The organism is Pelagimonas phthalicica, assembly GCF_004364805.1.
Taxonomy (GTDB): Bacteria; Pseudomonadota; Alphaproteobacteria; order Rhodobacterales; family Rhodobacteraceae; genus Pelagimonas; species Pelagimonas phthalicica.
Genome location: NZ_SOAP01000003.1, coordinates 426,820 through 452,835 on the forward strand (window position 1 = coordinate 426,820; position 26,016 = coordinate 452,835).

The 26,016-nt window shown below is 57.9% G+C and carries 22 protein-coding genes; 15 read left to right on the plus strand and 7 right to left on the minus strand.

Annotated elements, in window-relative coordinates; translation table 11 throughout:
* Positions 1 to 27: 27 nt before the first annotated feature.
* The 3 genes from CLV87_RS20235 to CLV87_RS20245 form a co-directional block, all read right to left on the minus strand.
* On the minus strand, positions 28 to 2,157 hold the full coding sequence (locus CLV87_RS20235) for a PAS domain-containing hybrid sensor histidine kinase/response regulator (RefSeq protein WP_099249118.1): 2,130 nt from the start codon (positions 2,155 to 2,157) through the stop codon (positions 28 to 30).
* 237 nt (positions 2,158 to 2,394) lie between these two features.
* Positions 2,395 to 3,975, minus strand: a complete 1,581-nt coding sequence (locus tag CLV87_RS20240) for a Mur ligase family protein (RefSeq protein WP_099249120.1) — start codon at positions 3,973 to 3,975, stop codon at positions 2,395 to 2,397.
* Complete coding sequence (locus tag CLV87_RS20245; RefSeq protein ID WP_166652806.1) at positions 3,972 to 4,721, minus strand: alpha/beta fold hydrolase; 750 nt, start codon at positions 4,719 to 4,721, stop codon at positions 3,972 to 3,974. The genes CLV87_RS20240 and CLV87_RS20245 overlap by 4 nt, the downstream gene beginning before the upstream one ends.
* 111 nt (positions 4,722 to 4,832) lie before the next feature.
* Here CLV87_RS20245 and CLV87_RS20250 point away from each other — a divergent pair, with 111 nt between their 5' ends.
* From CLV87_RS20250 to CLV87_RS20310, 13 genes are all read left to right on the plus strand, one after another.
* Positions 4,833 to 6,005, plus strand: a complete 1,173-nt coding sequence (locus CLV87_RS20250) for a D-alanine--D-alanine ligase (protein ID WP_133840857.1) — start codon at positions 4,833 to 4,835, stop codon at positions 6,003 to 6,005.
* A 357-nt stretch (positions 6,006 to 6,362) separates the two neighbouring features.
* Positions 6,363 to 7,247 (plus strand): carbohydrate ABC transporter permease, encoded by an 885-nt coding sequence (locus CLV87_RS20255; protein WP_099249126.1) that lies wholly within the window; start codon positions 6,363 to 6,365, stop codon positions 7,245 to 7,247.
* 4 nt (positions 7,248 to 7,251) lie between these two features.
* Positions 7,252 to 8,166: a carbohydrate ABC transporter permease gene (locus CLV87_RS20260; protein ID WP_099249128.1), complete on the plus strand. Its 915-nt coding sequence runs from the start codon at positions 7,252 to 7,254 to the stop codon at positions 8,164 to 8,166.
* Positions 8,166 to 9,287, plus strand: coding sequence for an ABC transporter ATP-binding protein (locus CLV87_RS20265; RefSeq protein ID WP_099249130.1), 1,122 nt, complete (start codon positions 8,166 to 8,168; stop codon positions 9,285 to 9,287). The genes CLV87_RS20260 and CLV87_RS20265 overlap by 1 nt, the downstream gene beginning before the upstream one ends.
* A 24-nt stretch (positions 9,288 to 9,311) precedes the next feature.
* The gene (locus CLV87_RS20270; RefSeq protein WP_099249132.1) at positions 9,312 to 10,571 is read left to right on the plus strand and encodes an ABC transporter substrate-binding protein; all 1,260 of its coding nucleotides are present in this window, start codon (positions 9,312 to 9,314) and stop codon (positions 10,569 to 10,571) included.
* Positions 10,572 to 10,628: 57 nt separating this feature from the next.
* Entirely contained in the window at positions 10,629 to 12,125 is a 1,497-nt protein-coding gene (gene pglA, locus CLV87_RS20275; RefSeq protein WP_099249134.1) for a polygalacturonase PglA, read from the plus strand.
* An 11-nt stretch (positions 12,126 to 12,136) separates the two neighbouring features.
* A complete protein-coding gene (locus CLV87_RS20280; RefSeq protein WP_099249392.1) occupies positions 12,137 to 13,222 on the plus strand; it encodes a glycoside hydrolase family 88/105 protein in 1,086 nt (361 codons plus the stop codon).
* A gap of 4 nt (positions 13,223 to 13,226) precedes the next feature.
* Positions 13,227 to 14,663, plus strand: a complete 1,437-nt coding sequence (locus tag CLV87_RS20285; RefSeq protein WP_166652807.1) for a pectinesterase family protein — start codon at positions 13,227 to 13,229, stop codon at positions 14,661 to 14,663.
* Complete coding sequence (locus tag CLV87_RS20290) at positions 14,656 to 15,495, plus strand: NAD-dependent epimerase/dehydratase family protein (RefSeq protein WP_099249138.1); 840 nt, start codon at positions 14,656 to 14,658, stop codon at positions 15,493 to 15,495. Before CLV87_RS20285 ends, CLV87_RS20290 begins: the two co-directional genes overlap by 8 nt.
* Complete coding sequence (locus CLV87_RS20295; RefSeq protein WP_099249140.1) at positions 15,488 to 17,014, plus strand: aldehyde dehydrogenase (NADP(+)); 1,527 nt, start codon at positions 15,488 to 15,490, stop codon at positions 17,012 to 17,014. The genes CLV87_RS20290 and CLV87_RS20295 overlap by 8 nt, the downstream gene beginning before the upstream one ends.
* 68 nt (positions 17,015 to 17,082) lie before the next feature.
* Positions 17,083 to 17,985 (plus strand): 5-dehydro-4-deoxyglucarate dehydratase, encoded by a 903-nt coding sequence (gene kdgD, locus CLV87_RS20300; protein ID WP_133840858.1) that lies wholly within the window; start codon positions 17,083 to 17,085, stop codon positions 17,983 to 17,985.
* Between the two features lie 51 nt (positions 17,986 to 18,036).
* A complete protein-coding gene (locus CLV87_RS20305; protein ID WP_099249144.1) occupies positions 18,037 to 19,170 on the plus strand; it encodes a mandelate racemase/muconate lactonizing enzyme family protein in 1,134 nt (377 codons plus the stop codon).
* 2 nt (positions 19,171 to 19,172) lie between these two features.
* Entirely contained in the window at positions 19,173 to 20,024 is an 852-nt protein-coding gene (locus CLV87_RS20310; protein WP_099249146.1) for an amidohydrolase family protein, read from the plus strand.
* A 104-nt stretch (positions 20,025 to 20,128) separates the two neighbouring features.
* Here the strand turns inward: CLV87_RS20310 and kduD are convergent, their stop codons facing one another.
* The 4 genes from kduD to CLV87_RS20330 all read right to left on the minus strand — a co-directional run bounded on the left by kduD (position 20,129) and on the right by CLV87_RS20330 (position 23,686).
* A complete protein-coding gene (gene kduD / locus CLV87_RS20315) occupies positions 20,129 to 20,869 on the minus strand; it encodes a 2-dehydro-3-deoxy-D-gluconate 5-dehydrogenase KduD (protein ID WP_099249148.1) in 741 nt (246 codons plus the stop codon).
* Complete coding sequence (kduI, locus tag CLV87_RS20320) at positions 20,866 to 21,690, minus strand: 5-dehydro-4-deoxy-D-glucuronate isomerase (protein ID WP_099249394.1); 825 nt, start codon at positions 21,688 to 21,690, stop codon at positions 20,866 to 20,868. The genes kduD and kduI overlap by 4 nt, the downstream gene beginning before the upstream one ends.
* A 366-nt stretch (positions 21,691 to 22,056) precedes the next feature.
* A complete protein-coding gene (locus CLV87_RS20325; protein WP_099249396.1) occupies positions 22,057 to 22,764 on the minus strand; it encodes a FadR/GntR family transcriptional regulator in 708 nt (235 codons plus the stop codon).
* A 466-nt stretch (positions 22,765 to 23,230) separates the two neighbouring features.
* Positions 23,231 to 23,686, minus strand: coding sequence for a methylated-DNA--[protein]-cysteine S-methyltransferase (locus CLV87_RS20330; protein WP_099249151.1), 456 nt, complete (start codon positions 23,684 to 23,686; stop codon positions 23,231 to 23,233).
* A 103-nt stretch (positions 23,687 to 23,789) separates the two neighbouring features.
* On the opposite strand from CLV87_RS20330, the gene CLV87_RS20335 reads away from it, so the two are divergent.
* Positions 23,790 to 24,737 carry an NAD(P)-dependent oxidoreductase gene (locus CLV87_RS20335; protein WP_099249398.1) on the plus strand — a complete coding sequence of 316 codons (948 nt, stop codon included), beginning with the start codon at positions 23,790 to 23,792 and terminating at the stop codon, positions 24,735 to 24,737.
* Positions 24,738 to 24,789: 52 nt separating this feature from the next.
* The gene (locus tag CLV87_RS20340; protein WP_099249153.1) at positions 24,790 to 26,016 is read left to right on the plus strand and encodes a cytochrome P450; all 1,227 of its coding nucleotides are present in this window, start codon (positions 24,790 to 24,792) and stop codon (positions 26,014 to 26,016) included.

A 26,016-nucleotide genomic window follows, 5' to 3' on the forward strand; every position in this document is an offset into this window, starting at 1 on the left:
CAAGAGAGTTCATAGAAAAGCCAGACCCTAATTGGCATTTGACAGGCTCGGAGGGGCCGGCCTGTCATCTTGTTTGCGGGCATTCTTGGTAATCCATTCCAGAAAGGCCTGTTTTCGAATGGGTTTGGTCAAAAAGTGGTCCATGCCGGCCTTTAGGCAGGATTGCATTTCCGTATCAAAGGCATGGGCCGTGAGCGCGACAATGGTAGGTTGCGGAATGTCGAGCCGCCGAATTTGGCGCGTTGCCTCAAGCCCGCTCATTCCAGGCATGGAGACATCCATAAAGATGAGATCGGGGTTCAGGGCTTCGGTCGCGGAAACGGCTTCGACGCCATCGGCGGCAAAACGCAGAAAGATGGGCAAGCCGTCCAGATATTTGGACAACAACAACCGGTTGGTTTGATTGTCCTCGGCGATGAGAATTTTGAGCCCGGCCAGGTGATCGAAATCCTCGGTGACCGGGGCGGTCAAATCTTCTTCACTGCCGAGATCGGCCGCGAGTTTGACCGGAATATCGACGAGGAACGTGGTCCCCAAACCCAGTTTGGATGTCACGGAAATGCGCCCGCCCATCAGCTCAATGATGTTCCTTGAGATGGTCAACCCCAAGCCAGTGCCGCCAAATTGGGTCACCGTATCCCGCTCCGCCTGGGTGAAGCGATCAAAAATCTTGTCGAGCTTGTTTTTGGCGATGCCGATCCCGGTATCCTTGACCTCAAATTTCAGGCGCGGCCCACCTGCCGCCTCAATGATCTCGACCCGGATATTGATATCGCCGTCTTTGGTAAACTTGATTGCGTTGCCAATCAGATTGATCGCCACCTGGCGCAGGCGGCTTTGATCCGCATCGATGGACAACGACGTCTCCGAGAAGAATTCCAGCGACAAGGCGGTGTTGGCCTGTTTCGCGGAGGCTGTGAGCAGGGCCACCGTGTCCTGGAAAAGCGTGTCGATGCGAAACGGGGCCGGGTTGAGCTCCATCTTTCCGGCATCCAGTTGCGACAGGTCCAAAACGTCATTGATCACCGTCATCAAAGATTGAGACGACCCGGCGATGGTGCGCAGATAGCCTTTTTGCTCCTCACTCAGCCCGGTCTCGGCCAGTATATCCGTCATGCCGATGATACCCGTCAGAGGCGTGCGGATTTCATGGCTCATATTGGCGAGGAATTCTGATTTCGCGCGCGCGCCTTGTTCGGCGGCATGGCGGGCTTGCACCATTTCTTCGGCGTGTTTTTTCGCCTCAGTCACATCCCGTTCAATGCCAACAAAAAATTCAACCTCACCGCTGGCATCATGGACCGGGAAGATATTCACCTCGACCCATATGCGGCGATTGTCTTTGGTAATGTTGACCATTTCGCCGCGAAAGGGTTTGCCGGCCCCGACAGCCTCATCAATGTCCTGCGGCAAAAGCAAGCTTTCATCGTCGCCCGAAAGTAGCTCAGCGATTTTTTGCCCCACCGCTTCCTTTGCAGAAAACCCGGTGACGCGGCTGAAGGCCTCATTCACCCAGATAATCCGGCGTTCGGGGTCCGTGAGGACAATACTGTCATTGGCCTTGCGCGCCACCAGGGACAGTTTGCGCAACTCTTTCTGGTCAGACACCATGCGTTGATTGGCGCGCTTTAGCTCGCTTTCCTTGGCCCCAAGGGTCTGTGTGATGCGGAAATTTGCCAAGCCGGATTTGGTGAAGGACATGAACATATAGGCCATACAAATCAGCAGCATACTACCGGATGTGTCCGTGAAATATAAGACATTCAGGTCGTTTGACCTGATGGCTTGCAAGCCGATCAAAACGACCGGAGTCACACCGTAAAGCCCCAGTTTGATCATGCCGCCAAGTGGAAAGAGCGGCAGCGCAATTGCCGAATTCACCGCCCCGATGCCAAGCGCGCCGATGACGAACAATAGATTGGCTTCTGCACCTGACAGAAAGAAATAAAGAGCGCTCGCGCCACTCAGGCTCAACGCTTGTAGCGTGCCGGTTATTGCTGCAAAAAACTCAGCCTCGCGCACTCTGTCCGACAGGGCCAAATACCTGACCGGACGGCGCAAACACCAGCAGTCCAACAGATCCCCGCCCAACAGCAAGACAAGCCCGCTGACGCAGATCGTGACGTCAACGGCCGTCAGCGAAAGGGAACATCCCATAATGTAGAGCAACACCCGAGACGGAAGCCTCGTCACCCGTTCGCTGATATGCGACAGGAGCAAACGCCTTCGGGCTTCGGGCGTTAGGCCCAAATTCTCTGCGGTGTTTGGTTGCAAGATACGCGGTCTTTCGGCATGCCGTTCCTAACGGCACTTTGCCACCGCGCAGTTAATTAAACTCTAAGTCCGCTTGCCAAAGACGGGGCCCGGCGTCCAGATCACGTCAGGCAGACCCGATCACAGAATGCGTTTTTCCTCCAAGAGGTCGGGCAGGTCGTTCTCGTACAGGATCACATCATCTTCGTGCAGCTCTTTGGCGATCAAGGCACGGGCATCGCTAAAGGTTGCAACCTCGATCACCTTGGCCGCGCCGGATTTTGTGCTGTCAACAAAGCTGCGGATACGGTCGGGGTTGACCACATAGATCATATCGCATTTCTCGGCGCTGAATTTGCCCAGACGGTCATGCACCCGGTCATGCTCCAGACCCAGTTCGGCAATGCCCGGCGTCACCAATATCCGCCGACCACCGCGCTGTTTGGCCAGCTTGTCCATCGAGGCAACCGCCGACATAAAGCCCATTTCATTCGAGTTATAGGCATCATCCAGGATCAGGGCCGTACCCGGGGCACCAACCTTTTGCAGGCGATGCGGGACTTGGGCAACGGTTCGGGTAAAATACGGGATTTGCGCCACAATCTTGGGGTCGATGGTGGCCGCCATCACCACGGCGAGGGCCGAGTTCAACACGTTATGTTCGCCCAGCAGCGGCAGTTCATAGGTGATCCCATCAAGATCCGGGTTCTGCGAGCTTAGCGAGATTGACCAGGACCCACCGTCAAGCTCTTGGTGGCTGATCACAACATCCGCATCCTCAAACCCAACAGTGACAGCCCGCGCGCCATAGGTTTCGCGGATTTTGGCAAAAGGGGCGTAATCCAGCAATTTGGCATTCAACACAACCGTGCCGCCCGCCGAACAGACTTCGGTGGCCAGTTCCGATTTGGCTTGGGCAATGGCCTCGATACTGCCGAAACGTTCGGTATGCGCATCGCCAACAGCGGTGATAATGCCGTAATTCGGATGCACAAAATCGCAAAGCCGTTTGATTGACCCGATCCCATAAGCGCCCATTTCCGCAACGAAATACTTGTGCGACCATTGCAGGCGCTGGCGGATATGACGGGTGTGACCCAGAACTGTGTTGATTGATCCGGGGCTGTAATAGACCGGGCCAGAGGCCTCAAGGATCTCGGCAAACATGTGTTTTACAGTGGTTTTGCCAAAGGAACCGGTGATGCCGATACGGATCGGGTCAAGCCGTTCCAGCTTGGCCCGCGCCTCGCTCTGGTACCCCTCGTTGATCTTGACCTGAAGTGGTTGCAGCACTTTGTTGGCGACGATCATCACAAAAGGCGCGGCATGCAGGGCGACCAGCGCGCAAAGCGGGTGCAGCAGCGTCAATAGCGCCAGCACGGCCACGCTGCCAAAGGTCAGCCAATAGATCCGCATGGCACGCTCGGTCCGCGCCAGGGCCTTTTTGAAACGATGTTGGCCTTCGAGATAGGCCAGCACGACAAAGGCAACCGACAGCAGCAAGGTTGTCAGCACCGCCCCCATGCCATTTGCCCCAAGCACGACCGCCACAAGCGTCGCAACTGTTGCTTTGACATCAAACAGGCGCACATCCGACCAGGCCCCGACGAACCGTTTGCCGTCATATTCCTCTTGCTGGAAATAGGTCAGCAGGGTGCGCACGCGGGTGAAGAGCAGAAAGATCAGGCTTGCGAGCAAGCATAGTTTGGCAAAAATCATCATTCACCCAACTCCTGCAGCGCGTCTTTGAGCATCAATGTCATTTGGTGGCGACCACGGGACAGAATGGTCAGGTGGTCATATTCGGGGCATTCAAGATAGGTCGAGTTTGGCACCAGCGCGTGCATCTTCTTACCGATTTCTGGCGGCGTTTCCGTATCGTTGGCCCCGTATAGGAATGTGGTCGGGCAAGTGATCGAGGTCAGCTGCTCAGTCTGGTTCTCCTGAACGGCCTTGATGAAAATATCGCGCAACCCGCTTTCACGGCTGGCAACGTAATCGGCGCTGCCAAACTGCTTTTCCAGCGCGATGATCTCATCTTCGGAATTTGCCGCGGCCTTTTTGCGTTTGAATTGCCAACTGCGCAGCTTGCCCCGCCATTTCTTGGTCATCGGCACGTCGCGCGGCACACCGGCCCCGGCCACGACGAGTAAATGGGCCACCGGGCTGTCAGACATCTGCGCTAAACGCAGCCCGACCCGGCCGCCAAAGCTGTGTCCGACCCAGATGTAGCGCCTCAACCCCAGCTCTTGTTCCAGCATGTCGCGGGTTGCCTTGGCATAATCCTGCGTGTCCCAGGCCGCTTCGGGGCGGGGGCTTGCGCCAAATCCTGGCAGGTCCAGCAAGATCAGTTTGGCGCGATCGCCCAACAGTTCTGCAACCGGGATGAAATCGCGATGGTCTCGCGCCCAGCCATGGCCAAAAACAATCGGAAACCCGTCCTTGTTGCCCAGGATCTCATAGTTCATCAATGACATTTCTACCGCTCAGCATGCTGCTTTTTCACTACCATATGTAGTGCTTTGAATTCTTGTAATGTATATGGTGAACCGAGACCAGATCGAAGAGGGGCAATTGCCTTGGATAAGCTGAACATAGCCGTCATTTTTGGTGGGCCGAGCCAGGAACACGATGTCAGTGTCGTGAGCGCGCAACAGTTGATGGATGCGGCGGATGTTCGGACAATGAACATTGTCCCGGTCTATATGAATTTTGAGGGTCGGTTTTTTCACGGTCCAACACTGCGTCGTTTAGAGCGTTACAAGCCAAGCCCGCCAGGTCTGCGCGAAGTGTTCTTTGCCTGGGATGACGCCGGCCCTTGCCTGAAATCCCATGATGGCAGCTGGCGCTGTGGGATTGACTGCGCCGTCCCGGTCTTTCACGGCCCGTTTGGCGAAGACGGGCGTCTTGCCGGGATGCTCGAAATCGTTGGCATCCCGACCACCGGGTTTTCGGCCACCAACTCTGCCATTGCCATGCGCAAGGATGCGACCAAATCGCTGGTGCAATCGGTTGGGGTGAATGTGCTGCCGCATGTGGTTGTCCAGACCAGCCAATTGGCAGATCCCGAGCCGGTGATCGACGAGATCGAGGAAAAGCTGTCTTTCCCTGTGGTGGTCAAACCGGCCAATCTCGGCTCAAGCATCGGCGTCGGCTTGGCCAAGGACCGCGAAACCCTGCTGATCCACCTGCAAGGGGCGCTGCGTGAAGACACCTTTGCCCTGGTCGAACCACAGGTGCAAAACCTCGAAGAGCTCAACATCGCCGTCATGTTCCGCGATGGCAAAACCTGCTTTTCCGCGATTGAGCGGCCCAAGTCGTCAGCCGAGCTGCTGGATTTCCGCGAAAAATACCTGTCGCAGGAAAGCAGCGGCAATGGTGGTGGGCAGGGCAAGCTGGGGGCGGCCATTGTGCCATCGCAGGGCATGTTGTCCCTGACACGCGACATCAACCCGGATCTGGACCCGGAGCTGCAGGCGCGTCTTTATGACTATGCCGAGAAAGCCTTTGCCATCCTTGGACAGCGCGGCGCGCCGCGGATGGACTTTATGACCGACAAGGCCACTGGCGAGCTTTGGTTCAACGAGATCAACCCAATGCCGGGGTCTTATGGGTTCTTCCTGTGGGAGGCGGCAAATCCACAGGTGCTGTTCCCGGATCTGGTGGCGCATCTGGTTCAGGAAGCCCTCGGTGACACCGTGAAATCATTCACCGATCCAGTGCCGCAAGACGCCTATCTGCTGCCGCGCTAGCCGCCGGCGCGCTTCGTGTTGAGGTTCTTTTCACTACATCTCATATGATCCCTGTCGGCATTTTGTCCGACAGGGCAGGCGTTTGTGCGTTTCAATCTGCCCATATGCATACCGCCAGATATGACACCTCTCGAATCTCACACCGAACTTACCCGCAAAAGACGGCGGAAATTGTGCGCGTTTAGCCCGAGATTCCCACAGTAAAAGGCGCGACAATGCGCTAACCCTCTCCCGATAATCCAAAAATATCACTTTAAAATAATGCGTTGATCCAGAATCTGCGCACTTCCTAAATGTGTCTTGCTTCCGGCCAAAAGTTATCATACAACTTGTTATACAAGTAGGGAGGGTTGCCTTATGGGCGGCGAAAGCAAATATGTCGGTTTGTGGTATGTGGCGCCTTATGTAATCGGATTGGTGCTCTTTATCGCCTTTCCGTTTCTCGCGTCGTTCTACCTCAGCTTTACCGACTACGATCTCTTGTCTTCCCCGGAATGGGTCGGGACAAAGAACTATGAAAAGCTGTTCACACGGGATCGGACCTTTGACAAATCGTTGAAGGTGACATTGATCTATGTGTTCACCACGGTGCCGCTGAAACTCGCATTTGCGTTGTTTATCGCGGTGGTGCTGAACTATCGCCTCAAGGCGATTAACTTATTTAGAACAGCGTATTACGTGCCGTCCATCCTGGGCGGCTCCATCGCAATCGCGGTTCTGTGGCGCTATATCTTTGCGGATACGGGCCTTGTGAATATGGCCATTACGGCGCTTGGTGGCGAACCGATCAACTGGTTCGGCGACCCTGAAAATGCCCTGTTCACCATCACGCTGCTGCGCTGCTGGCAGTTCGGCTCTGCCATGGTGATCTTTTTGGCGGCGCTGCAATCGGTGGACAAATCGCTTTATGAGGCCGCCGCGATTGATGGGGCAGGGCCCTGGCGTATCTTCCGGTCGATCACGCTTCCGCTGATCACACCGGTGATCTTCTTCAACCTGATCATGCAAACCGTGCAAGCGTTTCAGGAATTCAATGGCCCCTACATCATCACCGAGGGCGGGCCGCTCAAATCAACGTACCTCTTGCCGCTTTATATCTACGACGAGGCCTTCAAATCCTTCGATATGGGCTACGCGTCGGCCATCGCCTGGGTGCTCTTTGCCATCATCATGGTGCTGACACTGATCGCCTTCTGGTCGTCGAAAAAGTGGGTCTACTACGCGGGCGACAAGCGGAGCTAAGCACATGTCATCTATCACAGATCTTCCAAATCCAAACCGTGATGGGCGCGAGCCGCCCACCGCACTCGAGCTCAAGCTCCGTCGCAAGGCCCGCATCAGTTCGACCATCCGCTACACGCTGTTGACCGTCATCGGTCTGATCATGGTCTACCCGCTGATCTGGCTTGTGGGCGCGTCCTTTAAAACCAATGCCGAGATGTTCTCATCGCCGTCATTCTGGCCCAAAGACGCAACCATCCAAGGCTATATTGACGGCTGGAAAACCTCGACGCCCTACACCTTTGGCACGTTCTTCCTGAACTCGCTCTGGATCATCATTCCAAAGGTCATCGGGACGGCAGTGTCCTGCACGGTGGTCGCCTATGGCTTTGCGCGCTTTGAGTTCCCGGGCAAGAAATTCCTGTTCGTGACCGTGATCGCGACGCTGCTTTTGCCAAATGTCGTGACACGTATTCCGCAATACCTGTTGTTCCGCGACATTGGCTGGCTTGATAGCTTCCTGCCGCTTTGGGTGCCCTCGGCGCTGGCGGGCGATGCCTTCTTTGTCTTCATGGTCATCCAGTTTCTGCGCGCCATCCCGCGCGACATGGAAGAGGCCGCACGGGTCGACGGGGCCAACACGTTCCAGACACTGGTCTATATCGTGGTTCCTTTGCTGATGCCGGCGCTGATCTCGGTTTGTCTGTTCCAGTTCATGTGGACCATGAACGACTTCCTTGGGCCGCTGATCTACATCTCGTCGGTTGAAAAATACCCGGTCAGCCTTGCGCTCAAACTGTCGATCGACGCCACCGAGGCCTTTGCCTGGAACCAAATTCTCGCCATGTCGGTCCTCGCCTTGGCTCCATCACTCATCGTTTTCTTTGCCGCTCAGAAATACTTCATCGACGGCATCTCAGCAGGGGGGGTCAAAGGCTAATGGCTGATCTTCAACTCCGTTCGGTCGAAAAGACCTATGGCAATGGTTTCAAGGCCGTACATGGTATCAACCTGGATATCGAAGAAGGGGAATTCATGGTTCTGGTGGGGCCATCCGGCTGCGCCAAATCCACAACCCTGCGCATGATTGCTGGCCTGGAAACCATCACAGGTGGTGAAATCCGCATCGGTGACCAGGTGGTCAACGAATTGGCACCGGGCAAGCGTGGCATCGCGATGGTGTTCCAGAACTACGCGCTTTATCCCCATATGAAGGTGCGCAAGAACCTGTCTTTCGGCCTCACCCTGGCGGGCAAACCCAAATCCGAGATTGAGGAAAAGACCGCCGAAGTGTCTGAAATCCTCGAGATCGAAGAGCTTCTCGACCGCCTGCCCAAGCAGCTGTCGGGTGGTCAGGCCCAGCGGGTCGCTCTGGGGCGGGCGTTGATCAAACACCCCGAGGTGTTCCTGTTCGACGAACCCCTGTCCAACCTCGACGCCAAGCTGCGCGCCTCCATGCGGGTTCGCATCACCGATCTGCACAAGCGTCTGCGCTCTGAGGGGCGTCCGGCCACGGTGGTCTATGTGACCCATGACCAGGTCGAAGCCATGACAATGGGCGACCGCATCTGCGTCATGAAGGATGGACATATCATGCAGGTCGCCGATCCGGCGACGTTGTATGACAAGCCTGCAAATGACTTTGTCGCCGGTTTCATCGGAATGCCGGAAATGAACTTTGTCGAATGCAGCTTTGCGCGGGACGGCAATGTGCCGGTTCTCTCCGCTGGCGATCAACAGATCAAGGTTCTGGATGGCTTGGCAGATCGTCTGACGACATCCGAAAGCACGGTCAAGCTCGGCATCCGCCCACAGCATCTCGATATCGTGCCCGCGGGTACTGAAAACGCCTTTACCGGCGAGATCACCAATCTCGAATTCATGGGCCACGAAGTCAATGTCTATGCCCGGATCGGCGGAGGCACCTTTGTCTGTGTGGTCCCCAGCGAAGACTATGACAGCTCGCTCAAACGTGGCGATCTGGTCGGGCTGAAACCGGAGGGTCAGCACATCCATATTTTCGACGTCCAAAGCGGCCAAAACGTGTCGCTTGGTTCTTAATTTCTGTCTCAGGGAGGAAAAGAGATGAAAAAGACTGTTCTAACAGCGGCTTTGGCTGCGTCTACGATTGCCGGTGCCGCTCAGGCTGCCGAGCTCCGGATGAGCTGGTGGGGCGGTAACAGCCGCCACGAGGCGACCCAGGCTGCGCTGGAAGTGTGTGGCGCGAAGCATGGCCATGTGATCAAACCCGAATTCACCGGCTGGTCTGGCCATTACGAAAAGCTGACCACCCAGATCGCAGGCGGAACCGAAGCCGACATCATGCAGGTCAACTGGCCATGGCTGTCGATCTATTCTGCTGACGGCACCGGTCTGGCGGATCTGAACACTTTGTCCGACATCATCGACCTGTCCAGCTGGGACGCGGACCAGATCGAGGCCGGCTCCATGGTGGGCAAGCTGAACGGTCTGCCGATCTCCACAACAGGCCGGTTGTTCGTGTTCAACAAATCCACCTATGCCAAGGCAGGCCTTGAGGTTCCAAACACCTGGGACGAACTCGTCGCAGCGGGCCCTGTCTTCCGTGAGAAACTGGGCGAAGATTACTATCCGTTCGAAGCCGCCAAATTGGACGCCGCTCTGGTCATGGTGATCTATGGCACCCAAAAGACCGGCAAGGCGCTGATCGATCCCGAAACCAACGAATTGGCCTGGACCAAAGAAGAGCTCACCGATGCGGTGTCCTTTTACAAGACCCTGGTCGACAATCACGTGATCATCCCATGGCCCGATGTCGCAGCGGCAGGCAATATCAAACTGCACGAGAACCCCAATTGGGCCTCGGGTAAAATCGCCGGGACCTATCAGTGGGATTCCACGTACTTCAAGATCACTGGCCCGCTCGAAGAGGGGCAAGAGGTGGTTTATCACGGCTTGCTGTCTCAGGACGGTCAAAAGACCCCGGGCATCTATCGCAAGGCCTCCATGGTCTTCTCGATCTCGGAAAACTCACCGCACAAAGAGGCCGCTGCGCAAATCGTCAACTGCCTACTGAACGAAGAAGAGGGTGTTGCGGCGCTGGGGTCCACCCGGGGTGTTCCGGCCTCCAAGGCAGCACGTGAACAGCTTTTGGCGGCGGATGCCATCAAAGCTGTGCAGATCGAAGCTCAGGCCAAGGTGATCAGCGCCGAAGGTCCGGCGATCCATCCGATGATGGAATTCCCGACCGTGCGTTCCGCGCTTGAGGACAACCTCGAACTCTTTGCCTATGGCGAGATCGACGCCGAAACAGCGGCTGACGACATGATCTACGCCATCAACGAAGCACTTGAGGACGTCAAGTAAACTCGTCACTCCCCCCTGTCGGAGCCTTCGGGCTCCGGCTCTTTTCTGGAAAATCCCATGACGCTCAAGCTCGAAATCACGGCGGTATCCTCGCGGACCGTCTCCTTGCTCATTTTGCCTAATGCCACCCGGTTTCATCTGGATGCCCCTTTGGATTGGGTGCTGTCTCAGGCGGATGGCACCACCGTTGAAACGGGAACAACGCAGCAAGCGCCCGTTTTTATCGAAGGTCTCGCACCGTCTGTCTCTTATCGGTTCCAGGTGGCTGACCAGGTGTTGGGTTTCGCAACTCCGGCCTGTTCGGGCGAGGTTGAGGCCGCCGCGTTCGGCCTGTCCGAAGACGCCGAGGACAACAGTTTCGCGCTGCAATCTGCGATCATGGCCACTCCGGCGGGCGGCACCCTGGTTCTGCCCAAAGGGGTCTTCAAGACCCGGCCAATTTTTCTTAAGGCCGATATGACATTCTATCTGCCCGAGGGCACAAGCCTTTTTGCTGATCACGACCGGTCTGGCTGGCCCATTCTTGAGCCCCGTGATGAAACAGGCCGCGTGGTCGGCACCTGGGAAGGCCTGCCCGAGGCCGCCTTTGCAGCCCCGGTCACAGCGATTGATTGCGACAACTTGGTCATCACCGGCAAAGGCACGCTGGATGGCGGTGGTGATCGCGGCGATTGGTGGGATTGGCCCAAGGAAACCCGAGACGGTGCGCGCCGCCCGCGTGGCTTGTTCCTTGCCTATGGCAAGAATGTGCAGCTCTCCGGTTTCACAATCCAAAACACGCCCAGCTGGACAGTGCACCCGTTTCATATTGACGGCCTCACATGCGCTGGCCTGAAAATCATCAATCCGGCCGACAGCCCCAACACGGATGGGCTCAATCCCGAAAGCTGCACCGATATTGATCTGGCGGGCATCCACTTTACCGTTGGCGATGACTGTATCGCGGTCAAAGCGGGCAAGCGCGGGCCGGGGCAGGTGGATCACCTGGCACCGACACGGCGTTTGACCGTGCGCCATTGCTTTATGGAACGCGGCCATGGTGGCGTTGTGCTTGGCTCAGAGATGAGCGGCGAGATCACCGATGTTGCCGTGCATGCCTGTGAATTCCTTGGCACGGATCGCGGTTTGCGGATCAAAACGCGCCGGGGCCGGGGGGGCAAGGTCGCCCGCGTTTCGTTTCGCGATGTGGTCATGCGCGATGTGCCAACGCCCTTTGCCATCAACGCCTTCTATTTTTGTGACCCGGACGGACATGACGATTGGGTTCAAGATCGCGCGCCCGCCGCTGTGGATGACACCACGCCCGAAGTCCATGACATCACGCTCGAGCAGGTGACCGCAACCGGAGTCGCCATTGCTGGCGTGGCGGTGCTGGGCCTGCCGGAACGCCCGGTGCACAGCATCACCATCAAGGATTTCAAAATCAGTTTCGACAGTGATGCCGCGCCCGGCGTGCCTTTGATGGCCGATGGTGTCGCCCCGGTGTGCAATGTCGCGATCTGGTCCGAATTTGCTGAAATCGACGGTACCGTCGATTTGATCCCCCACGCGTAGGAGTGAAACGCATGCTCACCGATTTTTTCAAACCCTACGTGGATCAGTACCAGCCCTATAAGGGCAAGAGATGGTGTTACGAAGATGGGTGCATTTACCGGGGGCTTACCCTCTTGGCCCAGGCAACCGGGGATCAGACCTGGATGGATCTGATGATCGAGCGGATCTCGCGTCAGGTCGAAGAGGGCGGCACGGCGCTCACCGGCTATAACCCGTCTGATTACAATATCGACAATATCCTGCCCGGCCGCTCGGCCTTTACGGCCCATGCGGTCACCGGGGATGCGAAATATCTCGAGGCCTGCCACCTGCTGATGCGCCAGTTGCGCACCCATCCGCGCACCAAAAGCGGCGTGTTCTGGCACAAGCTGCGCTATCCGTGGCAGATCTGGCTGGATGGCCTTTATATGGGGCAGCCGTTCCAGATCGAATACGGCCAAAAAACCGGTGACACCGCTCTGGTTGACGACAGCCTGACCCAGCTCGACACCGCCCTGACCCAGCTCTTTGCCCCTGACACGGGCCTCTATCACCATGCGATTGACGAGGCCAAAATGCAGCCATGGTGCAACCCGGAAACCGGGGCGTCGCATGCGCATTGGTCGCGCTCGCTGGGCTGGCTGGTCATGGCGCTGGTGGACGTGGCCGAGCTTGTCGGCCCGGAAAAATTCGCCCCCTTGCGCGCGCGCAGCGTGAAACTGTTGCAAGACATCATGTCCTATCGCGGTGAAGAAGGCTTGTGGCTTCAGGTGCTGGATCGCCCGGATCTTGAGGGCAACTATGTCGAGACATCCGCCTCGGCGATGTTCGTCTATGCCTTCTATCGCGCCAAGGATCTTGGCCTTTTTGACGGTGACGTCGCAGATCTGATGCCTGCCCTTGAAGCCTATGCCATGCAGCCCGACGAAACAGGTGCCTTGCACATGGTGGAAATGTGCGAAGTCGCCGGGCTTGGCTGGTTCGAAGGCCGCTTCCGTGATGGCAGTGCCGACTATTACCTCAGCGAAAACCGTGTTGCGGATGATGCCAAGGGCGTCGGCCCAATGATGAAGGCCTATGCGGCCTCGCTTTTGCACGCGCAAAACACCGGGCGCTAAGGGGATGAGCGCGGCGCAACCCTCTCTTCGGCCTTATTGGGCGGCGCGCCATGTGGCGCAACGCCCAATGCTGTCGCAAGAACAAGCTGCACAATGCCGCCCCGAAACCGTTTTGGTCCAGGGCAACACGGCGGGGCAGGCCGTTTGGGACCCAACCAGACCCGATGATGGGGCCGAGGATTGGGTGCTGCTTGTCGATCAGAATGGCGCTGGCACGGACAGTTTCCTGACAATCCAGGCCGCGATCGAATCCGCCTTGGCAAACCGCGCCCATCGGACAACCGTCACCATCGCCATCATGCCGGGAGACTATGCCGGATTGGTCTATGTCCCCAAGACCAATGGCGCGCCCCTAAGCTTTGAGTTTCGAGGTTTAGGGGCCGCGCCGCAAGACACAAGGATCACCGCCAATATCGACGCGGAAATGCCGGTTGCCGAATACTTGAACGCCTTCGCCGCGCAGTTTGAGGATGTTGGGTCAGAGACCCGCGCACTCTTTGCCCGCATGTCCTGTGGTGAGCGGCTGGGAACCAACCGCTCTGCCGTCATGCGGATCGAGGCGGATGAGGTCTCCTTGTCCAACCTCACCATCCACAACACCTATCAGGCCACGCGCAAGGCGGCTGCGCCAAAGGGCGCGCAACCCGATCACTTTGGGCGCTATTCGCAGGGGCAGCATCAGGCCGTCGCCCTGCATCTGGCCGGGGCAGACCGGCTATGTGCCCGGCACGTTCACCTGAAATCCTTTCAGGACACGCTGTATTTGCAGGCCCCGGCACCCGGTCAGCGCAACCGAGCCTATTTTGCCAATTGCGATATCGAGGGCGATGTCGACTTTATCTTTGGCCACAGCACGGCGTTTTTCGAAACCTGCACCATCCGCACCCTTGGCAGTCGACAGGCCCGCTCTTGGGTTGTTGCGCCCGCCACCCATATCGATACGCCTTATGGGTTTGTCTTTGCCAAATGCCGCTTTACCCATGATGGCGCGGATTTTGGCCGCAACGGCCAATCCTGCCTGGGGCGGCAATGGTTCGAAGGGGTGCGGGCCAGCCCCTATGGTACGGCCCCTGATCCCAGCTATCAGACCGTTTTGGCCTCGGACAACAAGCTGGCCGGTGGCCAAAGCCGCGTGACGCGAGACAGTCTTCTCTCGGTCGGAAAATGCCTTTTGGTCGATTGCCAGATTGGCGCGCATATCTCGCACACCGCGCCTTGGGATGATTGGTCAGGCCCCGGCTACGCGGCAGATGGCTCTCTCAATTCCGGCGATTGGCGCGCCCGTTACCGGCCGCACCAGACCTGCGCCGCTGACCTCACACACTTTCTCGCCGCCTGGCCTGACCTCCCCAAGCTTGGCCTTGAAACGGTCGCGGACACCGTTCCGTGGCTCGGCGAGTTCAACTCTACCCATGACGCAATGGACGAAAGACATGACTGATACCCCCCAAGCTGCTCCTAAGAAACTCAGGCGGCTTCTTCTGACCGGAGCGACCGGTGCCATGGCAACAGCCATCCGGCCGCTCTTGTCCGAGCTGGCCGACACGGTTGTCGTGTCTGGCCGTCGCGAGGTGCAGAACCTGTTGCCACATGAAGAAAACTGTTGCGCATCGCTCGACGATTTTGATGCGGTCAACGCCGCCGTTGCGGGCTGTGATGGCATCATTCATCTGGGCGGCTATTCGATCGAAGGTCCCTTCCGCCCGATCCAGGATGCCAATATCCAAGGCGTCTACAACCTCTATGAGGCTGCCCGTGCCCATGGCCATCCCCGCATCGTGTTTGGCTCTTCAAACCACGTGGTCGGTTTCTATCCGCAGTCAGAGACGATTGACGCGCAGGCCGTACCGCGCCCCGACAGCCTCTATGCGGTGTCGAAAATCTATGGCGAAGCGCTGGCTCGGATGTACTTCGACAAATTCGGCCAGGAAACCGCGATCCTTCGCATCGGTTCTTGTTTTGACTATCCAAAAAGTCACCGGATGCTGGCCACCTGGCTGTCCTATGAGGATTTTGTCAGCTTTTGCCAGACCGCCTTTCACGCGCCCAAGCTGGGTTGCCCGATTGTCTATGGCATGTCGAATAACACGCGCAGCTTTTGGGACAACAGTGCCGCCGATTATCTCGGCTGGACGCCCAAAAGCAATTCCGAGGATTTTGTGGCGCAGGTCCAAGAGGCCCATCCAAACCCCGATCCAAACGACCCCCTGAACGTTTACCACGGCGGCACTTTTCCAGAGCTGCCGATTGTAACGGAGACCAAAGATGACTGATTTCACGCCGCACGGTAAGCACCTGATTGCAGGCCAATGGGTCAGCACAGAGCAAAAGTTTCAATCCGAACCCGCGACCGGTTCAGCCCATGAATTCAGCCATGGCACGGTCGATCTGGTGGATCAGGCGGCGCAGGCCGCAGAAGAGGCGTTTTGGACATACGGCTATGCCAGCCGCGAAGAGCGCGCCGCCTTTCTCAACGAGATTGCCGATCAGATCGAAGCCCGCGCCGAGGCCATCACCCAGATTGGGTCTCAGGAAACCGGCTTGCCCGAGGCACGCTTGCAGGGCGAGCGTGGCCGCACAACCGGGCAGATCCGCCTATTTGCCAGCCATATTCTTCAAGGTGACTATCTCGACCTACGCCATGATGCCGCCTTGCCGGATCGTGCGCCACTGCCGCGCCCCGATCTGCGCATGATCCAGCGCCCGATTGGTCCGGTGGCCGTTTTTGGCGCGTCAAACTTCCCGCTGGCTTTCTCCACGGCGGGCGGCGACACCGCCTCGGCGCTGGCGGCGGGGTGCCCGGTTGTGGTGAAGGGCCACAGCGCCCATCCCGGAACCGGCGAGATCATCGCCGAGGCCATCCATGCGGCGATCCAGAAATGCGGCGTCCATCCCGGTGTCTTTTCTCTGGTTCAGGGCGGTAACCGGGCCGTGGGGCAATCGCTTGTCCAGCACCCTTTGATTCAGGCCGTCGGCTTCACCGGCTCGCTTGGCGGTGGCCGAGCCTTGTTCGATCTCTGCGCCCAACGTCCCGATCCCATTCCCTTCTTTGGTGAACTCGGCTCTGTGAATCCGATGTTCATGCTGCCCGGTGCCATGGCCAGCAAAGCGGACGAGCTGGGGCAGGGCTGGGCTGGCTCGCTCACAATGGGGGCCGGGCAATTCTGCACCAATCCCGGCATCGCGGTTGTCCAGGCGAGCGAGGATGGTGAGCGTTTCATCGCCGCGACCTTGGCAGCGCTGACGCAGACCGACGCGCAGGTCATGCTCACCCAAGGCATGGCCCAGACCTATGCCAGCGGCGCTGAGCAAATGGGAAGTCATACAAATGTGCAGGCGCTTCTTGAAACCGCCTGCGGCCCCCGCGAAGCCAAGCCCTTCCTGTTCAAAACAACCGCGCAGGATTGGCTGAACAATCACGCGCTCAGCGAAGAAGTCTTTGGCCCGCTCGGCCTGGTGATCGTCGCCAGCAATGCCCAAGAGGTCCTCGACGTGGCGCGCAGCCTGCCAGGGCAATTGACGGCGACCCTGCATATGTCTGCCAATGACACTGAATTTGCGCGCAAAATCAGGCCGATCCTCGAACGCAAAGCTGGCCGCATCCTCGCCAATGGTTTCCCGACCGGCGTTGAAGTCTGCGATGCCATGGTCCATGGCGGCCCTTATCCGGCCTCCACAAACTTTGGCGCGACTTCCGTGGGCACTTTGGCGATCCGCCGTTTCCTGCGACCGGTCTGTTACCAGAATATCCCGACCGATGTGCTGCCCGCCGACCTGAGGACCTTGGGCTAAGCCCCGTTTCGATTGACATAAATAGAAAGTTATCATACAAGTAGTATGATAAATGAAGAGACACTAAAATGACTCCTGATCATCTCAAATCCGCCCTCGGCTCCGGCCTGCTCTCCTTTCCCGTGACCCATTTCGATGCAGACGGGAATTTCGCCTGCGACAGCTATCAAAAACATATCGAATGGCTCGCCGGATATGACGCCCCGGTCTTGTTTGCCGCCGGTGGCACCGGAGAATTCTTCTCTCTTCAGCAGGATGAGATCGCCCCGATTGTCGCCGCGGCCAAGGAAAGCTCCGGCGAGACGGCCATTGTCTCGGGATGTGGTTACGGAACCGAGATTGCGATCTCGATCGGTCAATCGGCGCAAAAGGCCGGGGCGGACGGCCTGCTTGTCCTGCCGCATTACCTGATCGATGCGCCCCAAGAAGGGCTGTTCAACCACATCAAATCCATCTGCGATGCGGTTGATATTGGCGTGATGATCTACAATCGCGACAATTCCCAGTTTGAGGTCGACACCGTGGCGCGGCTCTGTGACGCCTGCCCGAACCTGGTCGGGTTCAAGGACGGATCGGGCGATATTGGCAAGATGCGTCAGGTGACGGCCAAGATGGGCGACCGCCTGACCTATCTCGGCGGGATGCCCACCGCAGAACTCTTTGCCGAGGCCTATCTTGGCGTCGGTTTCACCACTTATTCCTCGGCTGTGTTCAACTTTGTTCCGGCTCTGGCCAATCGTTTTTACACGGCCTTGCGCAGTGGAGATCACGAGACCTGTGAAACCATCCTGAACGATTTCTTCTTTCCTTTCATGAAGCTGCGCGACTCCCGCAAGGGCTATGCTGTTTCCGCGATCAAGGCCGGGGTGCGCTTGGCAGGGTTCGATGCCGGTGCCGTGCGCGCGCCGCTTGACGACCTGTCCAAGGAAGAAGAGGGTGTTTTGCTCAAGATCATGGAAACGGCGGCCTAAGGGGCTGCCCCCAAAGAGCCAGCGCCCCCAGCGACCGCCGAGAGGATCGTTATGAAGATTGCCGATATCCGAACCCATCTGCTCGAGCACCAGCTTGAAACCGCGTTCGAAAGCGCCTCAATGCGGTTTGACAAGCGTAGCCATGTGCTGGTCGAGGTCATCTGTGACGATGGCACCATAGGGTGGGGCGAATGCCTTGGTCCTGCGCGGCCCAATGCGGCGGTGGTTGACGCCTATAAGGGGTTTCTGATCGGGCAAAACCCGCTGGAAACCGAAAAGCTCTGGGCGACCTGTTACAATGCGCTGCGCGATCAGGGGCAGCGCGGCCTGACCGTCACAGCACTGTCGGGCATCGACATCGCGCTTTGGGACATCAAGGGCAAGCATTTTGGCGCGCCCATTTCCACCCTGCTTGGCGGGCGCTGGCATGACCGGATCGAGGCCTATGCGACGGGCAGTTTCAAACGTGATGGCGTTGATCGTGTTCAGGACAATGCCCTTGAAATGGCGGCCCATGCCGAGGCGGGTTTTGACCGGATGAAGGTCAAGATCGGCTTTGACGTGGCCGAAGACCTGCGGGTCATCAAGGCCGTGCGCGAGGCCATTGGTCCGACCTGGCGTTTGATGATCGATGCAAATCACGGCTACACCGCGGCTGAGGCGATCAAGCTTGGCCAGGCGGCTGCAGAATTTGATATTGACTGGTTCGAAGAGCCGGTCCTGCCCGAACAGCTCTCGGCCTATCGCGACGTGCGCGCGCGCCAGCCGCTGCCTCTGGCGGCGGGCGAGACTTGGCACACGCGCTGGGGCTATCGCGAGGCGCTGGAAAGCCGCGCGGTGGACATCATCCAGCCGGATCTCTGCGGCGTTGGCGGTTTTAGCGAAGCCAAAAAGGTCGCCGATCTCGCCTCGGTCTATGGGGTGCGCGTGGTCCCGCATGTCTGGGGCACCGCTGTGCAGATTGCGGCGGCGCTGCAATTCCTGTCCTCGATGGTGCCCGACCCGGTGCGCACCGCTCCTGTTGCACCGATCATGGAGTTCGACCGCACCCATAACCCGTTCCGTCAGGCCATTGTCACCTCTCCGATTGAACATGAAAACGGCTGGGTTCACGTCCCCGATGGGCCGGGGCTCGGCATCGAAATCAACCGCGACGCATTGCGCGACTTCGCGCCAAGGGATTAGAAATGATTGATCGCACGCTGGCGGGCGCGCCCGCGAAAACCCGGTTGCCGCAGGGCGCTGTGGACACGCAAATGCATATGTATGTCGCCGGTTTCCCCGCGGTCGAGGGCGGCCCCGGACTGCCGCCCGCGCCCCTGCCCACGCCCGAGATGTACCGCAAGGTCATGTCCTGGTTGGGCATTGAGCGTGTGGTGATCACCCAGGGCAATGCGCATCAGGCCGACAATGCTTGTCTGCTGGCCTGTATGAAAGAGATGGGTGAAGTTGCGCGCGGCGTGGCCGTCATCACGCCCGATGTCTCTGATGCCGAGATTGAGGCGCTTAGCGCGCAGGGCATTGTCGGCGCGCGCATCATGGACCTGCCGGGCGGGGCCATTGGCCTTGATCGTCTGGAAGAGATCGACGCGATTGCCGCAAATGCCGGTTGGATGATGGCGGTGCAATTTGACGGCTCTGCTTTGCCACGTCTGGAGCCTCGGCTGGCTTCGTTGAAATCAGACTGGGTTCTGGATCACCACGGCAAGATCTTCTCCGGCATCACCAACAGCCATGTGGCCACGATCAAGCGGCTGCTGGATCGCGGCAAGATGCGTTTCAAATTCGCCGGTTGTTATGAATCCTCCCGCAGCGGCGGCCCGGATTACCCCGATATCGCCGAGCTTGCCCGCGAAATCGCGCGTTACGCGCCAGAGCGGATCGTCTGGGGAACCAACTGGCCCCATAACATGGCCACCAAGACCGAAGACTACCCGGATGACGCCGCCCTACTGGACACTGTGCTGGGCTGGCTGCCAGAGGGGGCTGCGCTTGAGCGGGCCTTGGTCGAGAACCCCGCCGAGCTCTATCGGTTTTAGGGGCCAACCTAGGGCAGGGGCCTTGCGCCCCTTTCCCGTGCTCCAACAAAAAGCCGGTGGGTCAAATCGTGACCCACCGGCTCATACTTTGCGTTTGCCTGACCTTAGCGCGCCAGCCACCCGCCATCCACATTGATCACCGCGCCATGCACATAATCAGAGGCTGGGGCGCTCAGGAACACTGCCGTGTCGGCAATATCCTCAGGATCACCCCAACGCCCCGCCGGGATACGCTCGAGGATCGCCTGATTGCGCGCCTCATCCGCGCGCAGCGCCTCGGTGTTGTTGGTGGCAATATAGCCCGGCGCAATGGCGTTCACATTGATCCCACGCGCCGCCCATTCATTGGCCAGCAGCTTGGTCAACCCGGCCACCGCATGTTTGGACGCAGTATAAGACGGCACGCGAATGCCGCCCTGAAAGGACAGCAAAGAGGCGATATTGACGATCTTACCCTGGCGATCCTGCGCCAGCGCCTCCTTGGCAAAAGCCTGGCAGGTAAAGAACAACGCCTTGGCGTTCACATCCATCACATCGTCCCAATCGGTTTCCGAGAAATCCACGGAGTCCTCACGCCGAATGATGCCCGCATTATTGACCAGAATGTCATATCCCGCGCCCGTAAACACATCCCGACCCGCCATCGGATCGGCAAAATCGATGATCAAGGCCGACGCCGCGCCACCCGCATCGTGAATTTTGCCGATGGTCTCGTCACAAGACCGCCGCCCACCGCAAACAACCTGCGCGCCTGCAGCGGCCAAAGACACCGCAATCGCTTGCCCGATCCCGGTATTCGCGCCCGTCACCAGCGCCTTTTTCCCCTCAAGCGAAAAGCGGCTCATTTCATGTCCTTCGGTTGAATAAAGTCCATGTCGGTATAATCGACATTGTCGCCGGCCATGGCCCAGATAAACGTGTATTCGCCGATGCCTGCGCCGGAATGGATCGACCAGGGCGGAGAAATCGCAGCTTCTTCATTGCTCATGAACAGGTGGCGCGTTTCGGTCGGTTCGCCCATCAGATGCAGCACACGGCTTTCCTCATCCATGCCCCAATACAGATAGGCCTCCATGCGGCGGTCATGAATATGGCTCGGGATCGTGTTCCAGACCGAGCCATCCTCCAGCGAGGTATAGCCCAGGATCAGCTGGCAGCTCTCCATCACCTTGGGGTGGATGAACATCTTGATCGTACGTTTGTTCGAGGTTTCGGCCGCGCCCATCGCCACCTTTTCGCACTCATCCATCGTGATCAGACGGTTGGGAAAGCTCTCATGCGCCGGGGCAGAGGTGATGTAAAACCGGCCCGCACCGTCAAAGGTCACATCGCCCGTGCCCTTGCCCAGATACAGCACCTCGCCCTTGGCCAGCGTATAGCTTGTCCCGTCAGCAGAAACCGTGCCGGTTTCGCCAATATTGACGATGCCCATCTCGCGACGCTCCAGAAAGGTGTCGGTCTTGGTTTCTTCAACCTTGCCCAGGGTCAGAGGCGCGCCATTTGGCACGGCCCCGCCCAAAACAAACCGGTCATAATGGGTATAAACAAGGCGAATTTCGCCCGGTGCGAACAGGCCTCCGGCCAGGAAATTGGAACGCAGCGTGTCCGTGTCCATTTGTTTGGCATGGTCCGGATGAATGGCGTGGCGGGTTTCAACGGTCAGCATGGAGCCCTCTTGCATGACAAAATGAACCTGATTCTGAAATCAAGTCGTATTAATAATACTGGTTGTCATACAATTTGAGTGAAGTCAATTTCGCTTTGCTCTATGCCGCGCGCTATTCAAGTCCTGTCTCTCGTCACCAGGAACTGAAGTCTACTACTTAGGTAAATAGCAACCACACAGGTTCGCGCCCGGCACCGAGGGTGGGCGCGTCCAACCTTGGCAAACGGGTGGTGGCATCAGGAAACTGCGTATCTTGTTGAAACGTTGAGCCGAATTCGCGCCCGCCCTGGGGGCGGGGTCGGGCGCGAACCGGATCGCAAGCGATCCGGGGGCGGTATCTGGATGACAAGAATTCAAGTCCTGACCCTAGTCCCGCAGCAATTTCTTATAGCGGGCTTGGCTGCCCTTCAGATGCATGCGCATGGCCTGTCTTGCGCCATCTTCATCACCGTCCAGAACAGCATAAACGATGTCGCGATGCTCTTGTTTCAGCAGGGCCGTGTATTCCGGAGCAACTGGCGTTTCGGTCGGATGCAAGGCATGGCGCGGGATCATGGTCGCGCCAAGCATGGATAATGTATCGGCAAAACGCTTGTTGTTTGATGCTTCGGCAATGGCCAGATGCAGGGCGAAATCCGCCTCATGGGTCGATGCATCCGTGTCGGTCAACTCTTCCAAGTGCTTTAAACTCTTGAGGATTTTTTCCTCTTGCGCCGGGCTGTGACGGATGGCAGCCAGGCCTGCTGCCTCGACTTCGATCGCGGTGCGCAGTTCCAGAAGCTCAATCATGGATGACAATTGTTCAGGGTTGGCGCTTTGGAACGGCATGATGGGCGGGTTGACCGGTTCGATCACAAAGACCCCGGCACCACGACGCGAATCCACCAGCCCGTCGGCGCGCAGCGATGCAATTGCTTCGCGGATCACAGTGCGCGACACGCCGTGTTCTTCGGTGAGGCTGGCTTCGCTTGGCAGCCGGTCGCCCGGACGATAATCGCCTGACGTTATTTGTTCTTTCAGCTTGTCCCGGACTTCAACGACCAAGGTTTTGCGTTTTGGGGCTAGAGTTGACATGGCTTTCTCGCTGCTCGGTCCAAGGGTTCTGCGCTTTTCGACATCCATTCGCCAGGGGAAGGCCGCCATCCAATCGCCTAACGCCATGTGGCGTTTGAGTATGGAGTTTGTCCTATAAGACAGAATAATGCAAATATGTATGATCTATTTTCGGGTAGGGGCTCAATCTGGGGCATCAACAGATGCTATTGGCAAGGGGGCTGCCGATGCTCAACGGCGTTCGTCAACAGAGTTTAACCAGAATTTACCATCTAATTGTGCGGTGAATTCAGCGGAGGGGGCAATCTCTCCCAAATTCGGGCAGAATCGGACAGATTGGGTGGGCGGTTTGCTCCGGGGCCCCGGATTGGGGGCGAAAGGGCAGGGGGAAATCTCCCCCAAACGCGCGGCGTTTTGTACTGATTGCCCTGTTGCCCATTCAGCGCCCGGCCCGTTACCCCCCACCGTGCGCCCTCTTAAAACTGGGTCAGATCAACAGGCTCGCCGCGCCTTCGTGTTTCAGCAGCTCGACCTTGGTTTCAACCCCGTAAGTGCCTGAAAATCCGCCTAAACCAGAGGCTGACAGCACGCGATGACACGGGATGATCAGCGGGATGGGATTGCCACCACAAGCCCCACCCACCGCCTGAGCCGGGGCCCCAATCTCTTGAGCAATCTCGCCATAAGTCCTTGTTTCCCCGAAAGGAATAGCAGACATCACCTCGCAGACCTGACGCTGAAAATCGGAGCCGTTAACCTTTAGGGCGAGGTCAAAAACCTCCAATTCCCCGGCAAAATAGGCCAGGATCTGCGCCTTGGCCTCCTCTAAAAGGGGCGTGCTTTCAATAGCTTGCACGCTATTCCACCCGGCTCTGACAATCGCGTCACCCTCTTGGGTGACACTAAAAACCCCGGTCGGTGTATCAAAGTAAATCTGAGCCATGGCAACACCGTAACCCCTTGTCTAAAAAAGACAATCCCTTGTCGCGAACAGAATGGTCAAGCCCTCGGAATCCCGCCAACCTGCTCGAAAAGGGGAGGATGACATGAAAACAGGTTTCATCGGATTAGGTGCCGTCGGCGGTAAGTTGGCTGGCAATTTGCTGAATAATATCAAGGTGCTAGACGTTTACGATCTCGACGAATCTCGCGTGGCCGAGTTCGTTTCTCGTGGTGCGACAGATGGAAAATCTGCCGCGGAAATTATGCAGCAAAATGAGGTGGTTATCACCTCACTCCCCAACCCCGCCGCCTCGGAATCTGTCCTGTCCGAGATGCTCCCACACATGGGCCCCGGCAAGATCTGGATCGAGATGTCGACCACCGATCCAGAGATGATTATTGAGCAATCTCAACGTGTTGCTGCCACCGGAGCCACGGCTGTCGAGGCCCCGGTTTCCGGCGGTTGCCACCGTGCCGCGACCGGAAATATCTCGATCTTTGCCGGCGCCGAGCGCGCCGCCTTTGAAACGGTCCTCCCCCTGCTCACCATCCTCGGCCGCAACGTGTTGCACACCGGAGAGATCGGCACGGCCTCGAAACTCAAGGTCATGACCAACTACCTCGCCACCGCCAACTTGCTCACGCTCTGCGAAGCGCTGACGACCATGAAAGCAGCGGGGCTTGACCTGGCCACGACTTACGAGGCGATCCGCATCAGTTCGGGCAACTCTTTTGTGCACGAAACCGAAAGCCAATTGATCCTGTCCGGCTCGCGCGACGTTGATTTTGCCATGGACCTTGTGCTCAAGGATATCGGGCTTTTTCAACAACTTGCTGAGGCACATGATGTGCCTTTGGAACTGTCCCCACAGATCATTGCGATGATGAAAGACGGGCAGGCACGCTATGGTGAGCGGGCGCAATCGGATCGTATGATTGAACGGCTCGAAGAGGCCGCGGGTGTCAGCGTGTTGGCCGATGGCTTCCCTCAGGAATTGGTGGATGAAGAGCCGCCAGCACGAGGCGCTGAGGTTGTGTTGAAAGGGGGTTGAGCCTGCGATCATCTTGGCTCAGGCTGCGGGTCTTGAGCAGAAAGACCCCGCCATGACCCAACCTTTTGTTTTCAATCCGCTATCACCTGAATTCGCCCGCGACCCTTACGCGGTTTATGCCGAGCTGCGGGCGCAGCACGAGCCCTTTTATTATGCGGAACAGGACATTTGGCTGCTCAGCCGCATGGCGGATGTGCAGCGCGTGGCGACGGATCGCAAAATGGTGCGCAGTCTGGACGATGTGCAAAGCGAGGAAGAGCGCCGCGCCGAACAGCACAAGCGCAATTGGCATGACATGCCACATCACGAACGCTTTGTGCAGACCAACCTGTTGGAGAGCGAAGGGGAGACCCATCACCGGCTGCGGACCTTGGTTTTCAAGGAATTCACCCGTGCGATGATCGCGCGGCAAAGACAGGCCATTCAGACCTTTGTGGCCAGCAAACTGGACGGGCTTCGCTACCAGTCCGAGTTTGATTTCATCGAAGAGTTCGCCGCCCATGTGCCCGGTCATATCATTGGCCGCTTGCTGGGCGTGCCGGATCAGGATTGCCCGCAACTGCGCGTCTGGTCGGAAAATGTCGTGCGTTTCTTTGATGTTGGCCGGGATGATGATGACAAGGCCCTGGCCGAGCAAGCGACCAAAGAGTTTTATCTGTACCTGCTCGACCTGGTGGCCGAACGGCAAAAGGCACCGCAAGAGGATCTGTTGACCCAGCTTATGCGTCATCGCGATGCTGGGCGGTTGTCCGAAGATGAGCTGATCGCGACGGCGATGTTGATCCTGATGGCGGGGCATGGGTCGACCATTGATGTGCTCGGCTCGGGGATGCATTCGCTACTGCGCTTTCCCGATCAGTACCAGAAACTGCGGGCCGAACCGGAGCTGATCACCACTGCCGTGCAAGAGATGTTTCGCTATGAAAGCCCGCTGCCCTATTTCCATCGCATCGCGACCGAGCCTTGCGAGGTGGCGGGGCAGAGTTTTGCGCCGGGCACGCGTTTTGGCTTGCTTTATGGTGCGGCCAATCGCGATCCTGAGGCCTTTGAACAGGCCGATCAGTTTGACATAGCCCGCAGCCCCAACCGCCATATTGCCTTTGGCAAAGGCGCGCATCTGTGTCTGGGCAACCATCTGGCAGCTCTGGATATGGATGTGATCTTTTCCACGTTGAACCGCCGTTTTGCCAAGATCGAGCTGGCGCAAGACCCCGAATACAAGCCCGGACTATCCGTGCGTGGCCCCAAAGCCCTGCAAATCCGGGTGGTGCCAACCTGA

Excerpts from the sequence above, each read along its gene's own strand:
- kdgD (WP_133840858.1), top strand. The coding sequence starts at position 17,083 with ATGACTCCTGATCATCTCAAATCCGCCCTCGGCTCCGGCCTGCTCTCC.
- CLV87_RS20290 (WP_099249138.1), top strand. The coding sequence starts at position 14,656 with ATGACTGATACCCCCCAAGCTGCTCCTAAGAAACTCAGGCGGCTTCTT.
- CLV87_RS20295 (WP_099249140.1), top strand. The coding sequence starts at position 15,488 with ATGACTGATTTCACGCCGCACGGTAAGCACCTGATTGCAGGCCAATGG.
- CLV87_RS20235 (WP_099249118.1), bottom strand. The coding sequence starts at position 2,157 with ATGGGATGTTCCCTTTCGCTGACGGCCGTTGACGTCACGATCTGCGTC.
- CLV87_RS20260 (WP_099249128.1), top strand. The coding sequence starts at position 7,252 with ATGTCATCTATCACAGATCTTCCAAATCCAAACCGTGATGGGCGCGAG.
- CLV87_RS20265 (WP_099249130.1), top strand. The coding sequence starts at position 8,166 with ATGGCTGATCTTCAACTCCGTTCGGTCGAAAAGACCTATGGCAATGGT.
- CLV87_RS20270 (WP_099249132.1), top strand. The coding sequence starts at position 9,312 with ATGAAAAAGACTGTTCTAACAGCGGCTTTGGCTGCGTCTACGATTGCC.
- CLV87_RS20240 (WP_099249120.1), bottom strand. The coding sequence starts at position 3,975 with ATGATGATTTTTGCCAAACTATGCTTGCTCGCAAGCCTGATCTTTCTG.
- CLV87_RS20340 (WP_099249153.1), top strand. The coding sequence starts at position 24,790 with ATGACCCAACCTTTTGTTTTCAATCCGCTATCACCTGAATTCGCCCGC.
- CLV87_RS20330 (WP_099249151.1), bottom strand. The coding sequence starts at position 23,686 with ATGGCTCAGATTTACTTTGATACACCGACCGGGGTTTTTAGTGTCACC.
- CLV87_RS20325 (WP_099249396.1), bottom strand. The coding sequence starts at position 22,764 with ATGTCAACTCTAGCCCCAAAACGCAAAACCTTGGTCGTTGAAGTCCGG.
- CLV87_RS20285 (WP_166652807.1), top strand. The coding sequence starts at position 13,227 with ATGAGCGCGGCGCAACCCTCTCTTCGGCCTTATTGGGCGGCGCGCCAT.
- kduD (WP_099249148.1), bottom strand. The coding sequence starts at position 20,869 with ATGAGCCGCTTTTCGCTTGAGGGGAAAAAGGCGCTGGTGACGGGCGCG.
- CLV87_RS20335 (WP_099249398.1), top strand. The coding sequence starts at position 23,790 with ATGAAAACAGGTTTCATCGGATTAGGTGCCGTCGGCGGTAAGTTGGCT.
- pglA (WP_099249134.1), top strand. The coding sequence starts at position 10,629 with ATGACGCTCAAGCTCGAAATCACGGCGGTATCCTCGCGGACCGTCTCC.
- CLV87_RS20280 (WP_099249392.1), top strand. The coding sequence starts at position 12,137 with ATGCTCACCGATTTTTTCAAACCCTACGTGGATCAGTACCAGCCCTAT.
- CLV87_RS20255 (WP_099249126.1), top strand. The coding sequence starts at position 6,363 with ATGGGCGGCGAAAGCAAATATGTCGGTTTGTGGTATGTGGCGCCTTAT.
- CLV87_RS20245 (WP_166652806.1), bottom strand. The coding sequence starts at position 4,721 with ATGAACTATGAGATCCTGGGCAACAAGGACGGGTTTCCGATTGTTTTT.
- kduI (WP_099249394.1), bottom strand. The coding sequence starts at position 21,690 with ATGCTGACCGTTGAAACCCGCCACGCCATTCATCCGGACCATGCCAAA.
- CLV87_RS20305 (WP_099249144.1), top strand. The coding sequence starts at position 18,037 with ATGAAGATTGCCGATATCCGAACCCATCTGCTCGAGCACCAGCTTGAA.
- CLV87_RS20310 (WP_099249146.1), top strand. The coding sequence starts at position 19,173 with ATGATTGATCGCACGCTGGCGGGCGCGCCCGCGAAAACCCGGTTGCCG.